Origin of the sequence: Pseudonocardia lutea (assembly GCF_042658055.1) — a bacterium.
In the GTDB taxonomy this organism is placed as follows: domain Bacteria; phylum Actinomycetota; class Actinomycetes; order Mycobacteriales; family Pseudonocardiaceae; genus Pseudonocardia; species Pseudonocardia lutea.
In genome coordinates this window covers 160,641-169,571 of sequence record NZ_JBHSQK010000032.1, presented here as the reverse complement: position 1 = coordinate 169,571, position 8,931 = coordinate 160,641, and the positions used below count along the sequence as shown (strand labels likewise).

General features: G+C 73.6%; 7 protein-coding genes. 2 read left to right on the top strand and 5 right to left on the bottom strand.

Annotated elements, in window-relative coordinates; all coding sequences use genetic code 11:
- Window positions 1–481 (top strand): cbb3-type cytochrome c oxidase subunit I (locus tag ACFQH9_RS14505; RefSeq protein WP_379566587.1); only part of this gene is annotated, 481 nt, incomplete at its 5' end.
- A gap of 26 nt (window positions 482–507) precedes the next feature.
- On the opposite strand, the gene ACFQH9_RS14500 is transcribed toward ACFQH9_RS14505, so the two are convergent.
- From ACFQH9_RS14500 to ACFQH9_RS14480, 5 genes are all read right to left on the bottom strand, one after another.
- Window positions 508–1,068, bottom strand: coding sequence for a (2Fe-2S)-binding protein (locus ACFQH9_RS14500; RefSeq protein WP_379566585.1), 561 nt, complete (start codon window positions 1,066–1,068; stop codon window positions 508–510).
- On the bottom strand, window positions 1,058–1,924 hold the full coding sequence (locus ACFQH9_RS14495; RefSeq protein WP_379566584.1) for an FAD binding domain-containing protein: 867 nt from the start codon (window positions 1,922–1,924) through the stop codon (window positions 1,058–1,060). The genes ACFQH9_RS14500 and ACFQH9_RS14495 overlap by 11 nt, the downstream gene beginning before the upstream one ends.
- A 4-nt stretch (window positions 1,925–1,928) precedes the next feature.
- Window positions 1,929–4,253 (bottom strand): xanthine dehydrogenase family protein molybdopterin-binding subunit, encoded by a 2,325-nt coding sequence (locus ACFQH9_RS14490; RefSeq protein WP_379566583.1) that lies wholly within the window; start codon window positions 4,251–4,253, stop codon window positions 1,929–1,931.
- 225 nt (window positions 4,254–4,478) lie between these two features.
- Window positions 4,479–6,611, bottom strand: a complete 2,133-nt coding sequence (gene glgX, locus ACFQH9_RS14485; RefSeq protein ID WP_379566581.1) for a glycogen debranching protein GlgX — start codon at window positions 6,609–6,611, stop codon at window positions 4,479–4,481.
- Between the two features lie 163 nt (window positions 6,612–6,774).
- Window positions 6,775–7,185: a DoxX family protein gene (locus tag ACFQH9_RS14480; protein ID WP_379566580.1), complete on the bottom strand. Its 411-nt coding sequence runs from the start codon at window positions 7,183–7,185 to the stop codon at window positions 6,775–6,777.
- A 322-nt stretch (window positions 7,186–7,507) separates the two neighbouring features.
- On the opposite strand from ACFQH9_RS14480, the gene ACFQH9_RS14475 reads away from it, so the two are divergent.
- The gene (locus ACFQH9_RS14475) at window positions 7,508–8,854 is read left to right on the top strand and encodes an NAD(P)/FAD-dependent oxidoreductase (RefSeq protein WP_379566579.1); all 1,347 of its coding nucleotides are present in this window, start codon (window positions 7,508–7,510) and stop codon (window positions 8,852–8,854) included.
- Window positions 8,855–8,931 lie beyond the last annotated feature (77 nt).

Below are 8,931 nucleotides of genomic sequence, written 5' to 3'. Positions count from 1 at the left end.
GCGCGTCGGCAAGCTGCACTTCTGGCTGACCTTCATCGGGTTCCACACGACGTTCCTGGTCCAGCACTGGCTGGGCAACACGGGCATGCCGCGCCGCTACGTCGACTACCTGCCGACGGACGAGTTCACCACGCTGAACATGGTGAGCTCGATCGGCGCGTTCGTCCTGGGCGCCTCCACGCTGCCGTTCGTCTGGAACGTGTTCCGCAGCTACCGCTACGGCCGGGCGGTCACGGCCGACGACCCGTGGGGCTTCGGGAACTCGCTGGAGTGGGCGACCTCCTGCCCGCCGCCGCGGCACAACTTCACCGAGCTGCCCCGCATCCGCTCCGAGCGTCCGGCCTTCGAGCTGCACTACCCGCACCTGGTGGAGCGGGTCCGGGCGGAGGCGCACGTCGGCGGGCACCCGGCCCCGTCCGAGGTGGCCGCCCAGGCCGTGTCCCACGAGACACAGCCGGACGACGATCCCCGCTCGCGATGACTCCGTGAGGCGGTCACCGCGGCCGGTCAGGAGGTGTCCTCCCGGAGCGGGCCGGCGGGGCCGGACGTCGACCCGACCGGCCGGTCCCAGGCCCGGTCGGCGTGCAGGACGGCGTCGACGATCCCCTGGTAGCCCGTGCACCGGCAGAGATGGCCGGACACGACCGTCCGGACCTCGCTCTCGTCGAGGCCGTGGCGCTCGGCGAGCAGCCGGTGGACGGTCATCAGCAGGCCAGGGGTGCAGAACCCGCACTGCAGCGCGTGCTGCTCGGTGAAGGCCTGCTGGATCGGGTGGAGCGGCTCCTCCGGCGCCGCCAACCCCTCGACCGTCCGGACCTCGGCGCCCTCGGCCTGGACCGCGAGCAGCAGGCACGCGCGGACCGCCTCGCCGTCGACCTCGACGGTGCAGGCGCCGCACACGCCCTGCTCGCAGGCGACGTGCGTCCCGGTCAGCCCCAGCTCCTCCCGGAGGGCGTCGGCCAGGGACGTCCGGGTCTCCACGGTCATCCGGGCCGGCCGGTCGTTCACGGTCAGCGAGACGGCCACGGGGTCGGCCGCCCGGCGGACGAGCGGATCGTCAGGCGGCATCGGTGGCCTCCTCCCCGTCCGGCCGGAGCACCTGCTCCAGCGCGCGGCGGACGAGGGTGCGCACGAGCACCCGGCGGTGGGCGGCGGTCGTGCGGTGGTCGTCGGCCGGGCTGCACTCGCGGGCGGCGGCCTCGGCGACCTCCCGGGCGAGACCGCGGTCCGCTGCCCCGGGCAGGTCGCCGACGGGGACCGACCAGGGCACGTCGTGCACACCTGCGCAGGCCACGCGGACGCCGTCGACGAGCCCGTCGCGGACCTGCGCCACCACCCCGACCCCGACGAGCGGCAGGTCGCCGGGGCGGTGGCCGAACTCCAGCCAGGCGCTCCTGGTGTCCGCGGCGTCGAGCGGGAAGGTCGCGGCGACGACGAGTTCGTCCGGCGCCAGCGCCGTGCGTCCCGGTCCCCGGTAGAGCTCGGCCGCGGCGACGGTCCGGCTGCCCGCCGCGGAACGGACCTCCAGCGAGCCGCCGGTGGCGAGCAGCACCGTGGGGAGCTCGGCCGCCGGGTCGGCGGCGCAGAGGCTGCCGACCAGCGTGCCGCGGGAGCGGGTGCCGGGGTTGCCGACCCAGGGCAGGGCCGCGTCGAGCAGGCCCGCCCCGGAGCCCGCGCGCAGTGCGGCGGCCTGCCGGACCGTGGCGCCGAGACGCAGTTCCCCGTCGGCCGTGGTCCGCGTGCCCAGCTCGGGTACCCGGTTGACGTCCACCAGGAGACGGGGCCGGACCTGCCGCAGGGCCATCTGCGGCAGCAGGCTCTGCCCACCCGCGAGGACCCGGGCGGACGCGCCGTGCCCGGCCAGGAGGCCCAGCGCCTCGTCGAGCGTGGACGGGCGGGCGTAGTCGAACGGCGCGGGCTTCACCGGGTCACTCCTCGGGGGCCACGAGCTCGTGCGGGCGGATCGGGGTGTGGTCCACGGTGATCCCGAGCGGGGCGACCGCGGCGGCGACCGCGCAGGCGACCGCCCCCGGCGTCGCGATCATGGCCGACTCGCCCATGCCCTTGATGCCGCCGCGGGTGTGCGGCGCGGGCGACTCCAGGTGCTCCAGGGCGACCCGGGGCAGGCAGCGGGCGGTCGGCAGGAGGTAGTCGGCGAACGAGGTGGCGTGCGGGGACCCGTCGGCGGCGTAGCCGGCGTCCTCGTAGAGGGCCGCGCCCACGCCCTGGGCGAACGCGCCGAGCGTCTGCCCGTCCACGATCATCGGGTTGATCACGGTCCCGCAGTCCTCGACCACCGCCGCGTCGAGCACGTCGACCCGTCCCGTCCCGGGGTCCACGTCGACGACCACGGCGACGCAGCCGTTCGAGTAGGTGGCGGGCGGGTCGTAGAACGCGGTGGCGGTGAGATCCGGCTCCGGCAACGCCGCCCGGACGGCGGGGTCGGCGACCGCCGCGGTGGCGATCTCCGCGAGCCCGACCGAGCCGGTGGGGGCGACGGCCCGGCCGTCCCGGAAGGAGACGTCCGCCGGATCGGCACCCAGCAGGTGACCGGCCACCAGCGCGAGCTTGGCGGCGAGCCGTTCGGTCGCCTGCAGCAGCGCCCCGCCGATCACGGTCGCGACCCGGCTCGCCCGGGTCCCCGCGGTGCTCAGCGGGGTACCGGCGGTGTCGCCGGTCACCACGCGGACCCGCCGCGGGTCGCAGGTCAGCACCGAGGCGACGAGCTGGGCCAGGGTCGTGGTGTGGCCCTGACCCTGCGACGGGGTCCCGATCACCGCGGTGACCGCGCCGGAGGCGGTCATCTCGACGCGGACCGAGTCGTGCGAGGCGAACGACCAGGAGGACTCCGCCGCGCCCGCGGAACCCCAGCCCGACGGCTCGACGTACGGGCTGATCCCGATCCCGCGGCAGTGCCCGTCCGCGGTGGGCCCGGGGACCACGTTCGCGGCGTCGACCAGCTTCGCCGCCCGCTCCAGCGTGGTGAGGTGGCTGCCGCTGTCGTAGGTCATGCCGGTGGGCGTGGTGTACGGCAGGTCGTGCGGCCGGATGAGGTTCTGCCGGCGCAGGTCCACCGGATCGCGGCCGAGCAGCCGGGCGGCCCGGTCGATCAGCAGCTCCCGGGCCGTGTGCCCGGCCGTCCAGCCCACGCCCCGGTAGGGGGCGATCGGCGCCTTGGTGGTGAGCACCGAGCGCACCCGCCAACCGGTCTCCGGGATGCGGTACGCGCCGGGCAGCAGGCCCGCCGCGAGGTAGGCCTCGATCAACGCGCTGGCCGAGTTGAAGGAGTAGGCCCCGGCGTCGCCGAGCACGTCGCAGCGCAGGGCCCGGAACGTGCCGTCGGCGTCGAGGGCCAGCGCGAGCTCGACGCGCTGCTCCTTGCCCTGCGGCGCGGCGACCACGTTCTCCCGGCGGTCCTCCACCCACAGCACCGGGCGCCCGGCCGCGCGGGCCGCCAACGCCACGGCGATCTCCTCCGGCGACGCCGGGATCTTCTGCCCGAACCCGCCACCGACGTCGTCGACGAGCACGCGGACCGCGGCGAGGTCCAGGCCGAGGCAGGTGGCGATCTTCCGCTGGAGCAGGTGGGGGGACTGGGTGGAACAGCGCACGGTCAGCGTGCCGACGACGGGGTCGTACGTGGCCGAGCACGCGCGGCCCTCCATCGGTGCCGCCGTGAGCCTGCCGGAGGTGAACGTCCCGGAGACGACGTGGTCGGCGGCGGCGAAGGCCTCCTCGAGCCCCGGGGTCGCGCGCTCGCCGGAGTACACCTCGTTGCCGCTCAGGGCCGGGTCGAGGGGCGGCCGCGTCGGCGCCGCCCCGGGATCGACGACCGGGGGCAGCGCCGCGTAGCGGACCTCGACCAGCTCGGCGGCGTCCTCGGCCAGGGCCCGGCTCTCGGCCAGCACCATCGCGACGGCCTCGCCCACGAACCGCACCCGCTCGCCCGCGAGCGCGGGTTGCGGGGTCTTGACGAGGCCGGGCACGGCGACCGCGTCCACCAGCGGGACGTGCGGCAGGTCGGCCGCGGTGAGGACGCGGCCCACCCCGGGCGCCGACCCCGCCCGCGTGACGTCGACGGCCTCGATCAGGGCGTGCGGGTGGGGCGAGCGGACGAAGACGGCGTGCAGGCACCGCGCCGGTGGGAGGTCGGCGGTGAACGTCCCGCGCCCGCGCAGGAGCCGGCCGTCCTCGAACCGGGGGAGGCGCGCCCCCAGGGAGGAGTTCGCGTCCGCCTCACGCACAACGACCACCCGCCGTCCTCGACCGACCGCTCCTCCGGTGCCGTGCTGCCCCACACGTGCCTAGCACCGCTCCGTGGCCCAGGGACAGCGCGACTTCGGAGTGCCGCCGACCGGCGACCCCGAGTGACCCCTGTCCGGACTCCGCGCCGCTCCCGACTCGCCCTCAGCCGGGCCGCCCCGCGCGGCCTCTGCATCCCCGGTCGCTGCAGCCCGGCTCCCCCGGGCGGGTCCAGCTCAGGGTGCAACCGCCGGGGTGACGGCGTAGGTGCGCAGCAGTCGCAGCGTCCGGGCGGGGACGGGAACTTCGTCGCCCGGGGCGAGAGTGGGTCGGCCGGAGTCGGTGGTGTCCGGGTCGGCGGTGTCGAGCACCGGACCCCAGTCGGGCCCGTACGCCTTGTCGGGCAGGGTGAACGTGATGCCCTCGGAGTGGCCGTTGACGAGCAGGAGGAAGGAGTCGTCGAGTACCCGTCGGCCGAGTTGGTCGCGGTCGGGGATGCCCCGTCCGTTGAGGAAGATCGCCACTGACCGGGCGTGCCCGGCGTTCCAGTCCTCGTCGTCCATCTCCTGCCCGTCGGGCCGCAGCCAGGCGATGTCGTCGATGTTGGAGCCACGGATGGGCCGGCCCTGGAAGAAGCGTTGGCGACGGAAGACGGGATGGTCGCGGCGCAGCGAGACGAGCCGGGCGGTGAACTCGGTGAGACCGCTGCCGGCCCTGCTGCGGTCCCAGTCGACCCAGGACAGCTCGTTGTCCTGGCAGTAGACGTTGTTGTTGCCGTGTTGTGTGCGGCCGCGTTCGTCGCCGTGCGCGATCATCGGCACGCCCTGGGACAGCAGCAGCGTGGCCAGGAAGTTGCGCTTCTGTCGCTCGCGCAGGTCCTGGATCCCGGGATCGTCGGTGGGGCCCTCGGCGCCGCAGTTCCAGGACCGGTTGTGGCTCTCGCCGTCGTGGTTGTCCTCCCCGTTGGCCTCGTTGTGCTTCTCGTTGTAGGACACCAGGTCGTTGAGGGTGAATCCGTCGTGCGCGGTGATGAAGTTGATCGAGGCGATCGGGCGGCGGTTGTCCGACTCGTACAGGTCGGAGCTGCCGGTGAACCGGGAGGCCAACTCGGCCAGCGTGGCCGGCTCGCCCCGCCAGAAGTCGCGCACGGTGTCGCGGTAGGCCCCGTTCCACTCCGTCCACAGCGGCGGGAACTGGCCGACCTGATAGCCGCCTTCGCCGACGTCCCAGGGCTCGGCGATGAGCTTGACCTGGCTGACGACCGGGTCCTGGTTGACGAGCTCGAAGAACGCCGAGAGGCGGTCGACCTCGTAGAACTGCCGGGCCAGGGAGGAGGCCAGGTCGAACCGGAAGCCGTCGACGTGCATCTCGGTGACCCAGTAGCGCAGCGAGTCCATGATCATGCGTAGGGACTCGTGATGGCGGACGTTGAGGCTGTTCCCCGTGCCGGTGGTGTCGAAGTAGTACATCGGGTCGCCGTCGACGAGCCGGTAGTAGGCAGGGTTGTCGATGCCGCGGAACGACAGCGTGGGGCCCAGGTGGTTGCCCTCGGCGGTGTGGTTGTAGACGACGTCGAGGATGACTTCGATGCCCGCGCGGTGCAGCGCGCGAACCATGGACTTGAACTCCAGCACCTGCTCGCCGCGGGTGCCGAAGCTGGCGTAGGCGTTGTGCGGGGCGAAGAAGCCGATCGTGTTGTAGCCCCAGTAGTTCGACAGCCCCTTGTCCAGCAGGGTGGAGTCGTCGACGAACTGGTGGACCGGCAGCAGCTCGAGGGCGGTGACGCCCAGCTTCCGGAAGTAGTCGATCATCACCGGATGGGCGAGCCCGGCGTAGGTGCCGCGGACGTCCTCGGGGATGTCGGGGTGGCGCATCGTCATGCCGCGCACGTGCGCCTCGTAGATCACGGTCTCGTTGTACGGGATCCGCAGCGGCCGGTCGCCGGTCCAGTCGAAGTAGGGGTTGGTGACCACCGAGGTCATGGCGTACGGCGCGGAGTCGTCGTCGTTCCGCTCGGCTTGCTCGGCGAACCGGTAGGAGAACAGCGCCTCGTTCCAGTCGCAGCGCCCGTCGATGGCCGTGGCATGCGGGTCGAGCAGCAGCTTGGCCGGGTTGCAGCGCAACCCGGCGGCCGGGTCGTAGGGGCCGTGGACGCGGTAGCCGTACCGTCGTCCCGGTCCGATCCGGGGCAGGTAGCCGTGCCAGATCAGCCCGTTGCGCTCGGGCAGCGGCACCCGCGTCTCGGTGCCCGAGTCGTCGAACAGGCACAGCTCGATCTTCTCCGCCACCTCGGAGAAGACCGAGAAGTTGGTGCCCCCTCCGTCGAACACCGCTCCCAAGGGGTAGGGCGTACCCGGCCACATCCGCATCGGCCTCCCTTCCACGTACCCGGCCGAGATCGGCTCGGGCCGGCGGCTCGATCCTCGTACCGCCTCGGGCGGGCGCGGTCCGCTTCTACCCGGGTCTGCTCGGTTCAACCCGCCGACCGGTGCCGGCAACGCCGCTCGGGATGTGTCGAGAGTCGTGGGCTCGTCAGCGACGCAGCTGCGTGATCAGCCGACGGGTGCTGTCGCGGCGGCCCCAGGCGAGCACCGCGGCCAGGACACCGACGGTCGCGGGGATGGCGACGAACGCGCCGCCCACCGCGATCCAGGTGATCGTCACCGCGCCGATCATCAGGGCGACGAAGCACAGTGCGGCCAGTCCGGTCAGGCGGGGCACGAACATCGCGATCGCGCCGGCCAGTTCCAAGGCGCCGATGAGGTACATGCCGGTGGTGCCCAGGCCCATGGCCTCGAAGCCGGCGACGTTCTGCGGGTCGGCACCGAGCTTCCCGAACGCGGAGAAGGCGTAGACGGCGGCCAGGAGCACCTGCAGCGTCCAGAGGCCGACGTTCGCGGCGCGGGAGGTGGTGCCGGTGGCGGTGGCGGTGGTCTCGGTCATCGGAGGGCTCCAGCCGTTGTGGGGGTGTGCTCGAGGGGTAGACGCCCTGGGTCGGCGGAACTCATCGGCGCCCCCCTTCCCCCGCCGTCCCGCTCCTGAGCGGGACCCTCCGGCACCGCGCCGACCGGCATCTCAGCGAGTCGGCACGCGATCCGAAGGGGCCAGGCCCCACCGGAATCGGCGGGAACGCCCCCGCGGCCAGTAGGGGAAACGGGATCGGCCGCGAGGCGCACGGCGAGCATCCTTCTTCCGTCGCCCCCGAGGTCGCGGTCGCCGACCGGTGGCCGGGTCTCGGGGCGAGCCGCCATGGAGGTGTACGACCATGCACAACTCGGCTCTCGGGCACGCGGAGACGACCCGCCGCCCGCAGGTGGTCGTGATCGGCGGCGGGTTCGGCGGGGTCCGGGCCGCGAAGGCGCTCGCCCGCGCCGACGTCGACGTGACGCTCGTCGACCGCACCAACCACCATCTCTTCCAGCCGCTGCTCTACCAGGTCGCGGCCGGGATCCTCCCGCCAGGCCTCATCGCGCCGGCGCTGCGCCGGGTCGTGGCGAAGGAGCGGACGATCCGCACGCTGCTCGCCGAGGTCCACGCCGTCGACCTCGAGCGCAAGGTGGTCCGGGCCGCCACCCCCACCGAGCAGACGCTCGAGCTGCCCTACGACTACCTCGTCGTCGCAGGCGGAGCCACGCACGCCTACTTCGGGCACCCGCAGTGGTCGCGGTTCGCGCCGGGCATGAAGACCGTCGACGACGCGCGCATGCTGCGCAGCCACATCCTGGGCGCCTACGAGCTGGCCGAACTCGCCACCGACGACGCGGAGCGGGCGGCCCGCCTGACGTTCGTCGTGGTCGGGGCCGGACCGACCGGCGTCGAGATCACCGGTCAGCTGGCCGAACTCGCCCGGCACGTGCTCCCCGAGGACTACCGCTCGATCGACACCCGGCAGGCCCGGATCGTCCTGCTGGACGCGGGCCCGTCCGTGCTCGCCCCGTTCGCGCCGAAGCTGCAGGACTACACCCGGCGCCGGCTCGAGGAGATGGGCGTCGAGGTACGCCTGAACACCGCCGCCACGGCCATGGACCACGAGTCGATCACGGTGAAGGGCCCGGCGGGCGAGGAGCGGATCGTCGCCCGCACCAAGATCTGGGCGGCCGGTGTGCAGGCGTCACCACTCGCCGCGATGCTCGCGAAGGCCACGGGCACCTGGACCGACCGCGCGGGCCGGGTGGCCGTGAACCCGGACTGCAGCCTCCCCGGAGCGGACGGGGTCTACGCGATCGGCGACATGGTCACCACAGCGGACCGGCTGCCCGGCGTGGCGCAGGTGGCGATGCAGCAGGGGACCTACGTGGGCAAGCGGATCGCGGACCGGGTGCGCGGCGACACCAGCACGCCCGCGCCGTTCCGCTACGTCGACAAGGGCAGCATGGCCACCATCGGCGCCCGCCAGGCGGTGGCCCAGGTCCGCGGCGTCCCGCTCACCGGGTATCTCGCCTACCTGCTCTGGTGCTACGTGCACGTCATGTTCCTGATCGGCTGGGGCAACCGCCTGGGCACGCTCTACGACTGGCTCCGCTCGCTGCGCCACGCCCGCAACCGGGGCCACCGGCTGATCGGCCCGACCGGCGCCACCGCGGCGGTCGAGGAGATGCCGGCAGCGGCCTGACGTCCCCGCACGGCCGCCCGGGCCGGCGGGGGCGCCCGGTTGACGTGCTCGCTCGCCGAGAGGCAGATGGAGCACAG

Bases quoted from the DNA above. Each gene is read 5' to 3' on its own strand.
- ACFQH9_RS14500 (WP_379566585.1), bottom strand. From the start codon at position 1,068: ATGCCGCCTGACGATCCGCTCGTCCGCCGGGCGGCCGACCCCGTGGCC.
- glgX (WP_379566581.1), bottom strand. From the start codon at position 6,611: ATGCGGATGTGGCCGGGTACGCCCTACCCCTTGGGAGCGGTGTTCGAC.
- ACFQH9_RS14480 (WP_379566580.1), bottom strand. From the start codon at position 7,185: ATGACCGAGACCACCGCCACCGCCACCGGCACCACCTCCCGCGCCGCG.
- ACFQH9_RS14475 (WP_379566579.1), top strand. From the start codon at position 7,508: ATGCACAACTCGGCTCTCGGGCACGCGGAGACGACCCGCCGCCCGCAG.